The organism is Streptomyces sp. NPDC101166, assembly GCF_044768125.1.
Taxonomy (GTDB): Bacteria; Actinomycetota; Actinomycetes; order Streptomycetales; family Streptomycetaceae; genus Streptomyces.
The window spans coordinates 1-1,104 of the sequence record NZ_JBIWPF010000289.1; the positions used below are offsets into that span (position 1 = coordinate 1).

The window sequence follows — 1,104 nt, forward strand, 5'->3', positions numbered from 1 at the left end:
CATTGCGGGCCGATGGCTGATCGGTGACCTGCGGGGACCGGAACTCGGTGCCGTCCCCGGAATCCCCGCTCGAGCACGCCGCCGCCACCGGCAGGATGGCCGCGGCCCCCAGCCCGGCCATGAGCATGCGCCGACGCCGCACGCCGCTGCTGGTATTCGCCTCGCCGTCCGCGGCGGCCTGGTCCGTCCCCCCGCCGCCCTCGATCACCGCTTCACCAGATCGAGGGGATGCCGGACCAGCTCGCCGACGCTCTTGTGCGGCCGCGAGAACACCACGGTCCCGATCATCCGCTTGTTGTCGAGGCCGAAGGTGGCCACCGCGCCGCGCACCTGATTGGAGGTGGTCTGGCCGAGTTCGATGACGCCGATGGTGCCGTCACAGCGCCGCGCCAGCGCGATGGCGTCGGCCGCCGCGGTGACCGGCGCGCACTCCACGACGATGTGGTCGAACTCGCTGCGCAGCTTGGACATGATGTCGGCGAACCGCTCCGAGTCGAGCAGGTCGGGGGTGCGGAAATCCACGCCGCCCAGCGGCAGCACATTGATCCCCACCTCGGGCCAGGGCATGACCACTGCCGAAGGATTCCCGTTGCTGCGCAACAGTTCCGAGAGCCCGGCCGCCGCGGCCGCGGGCGTGCGCCGGGTGGAGCCGTGCCCGGTGGTGTCGGCGTCGACCAGCACCACCCGCGCGCCGGTGTCGGCGAAGGTGCGGGCCAGGCCGATCGACACGTCCGGTTCCGAATGCGGGGTCAGCGAGGTCATCAGCAGGCTGACCAGTTCGGGATCCTCGGTGAGCCGGGTCCGCAGCCGCCGCAGCTCCCCGGCCGCGCCGGGCCGCCCGTCGTCCACGATGCCCAGGATCGGCACCGGGAGAATGCCTTCCAGCTCGGTGGACGTGCGCACCCGCTTGTCGAGCTTGTCGCGCACCACCGCCGCGCCCAGGCCCAGCATCAGCCCGGCCAGCACGCCGAGGATGTAGAAGCGCTTCTTCTGCGGGGCGCTGGGCTGGGTCGGGGTCTGCGCCTTGTCGATCACCTCGGCGCGGGCCGCGGGCGCGGCGTCGGTCTGGGTGACCTCGAGCCGCGAGACCAGCGCGCGGAACTG

Annotated in this window: 1 protein-coding gene and 1 pseudogene; both read right to left on the minus strand. The window is 72.5% G+C overall.

Features of this window, described 5'->3' with window-relative positions; translation table 11 throughout:
- Nucleotides 1-208: pseudogene (locus ACIRS4_RS38485) on the minus strand (hypothetical protein); the annotation flags it as partial.
- Nucleotides 205-1,104: GNVR domain-containing protein (locus ACIRS4_RS38490; RefSeq protein WP_404204961.1), on the minus strand; the 900-nt coding region annotated here is incomplete at its 5' end. The gene ACIRS4_RS38490 and the pseudogene ACIRS4_RS38485, both read right to left, overlap by 4 nt.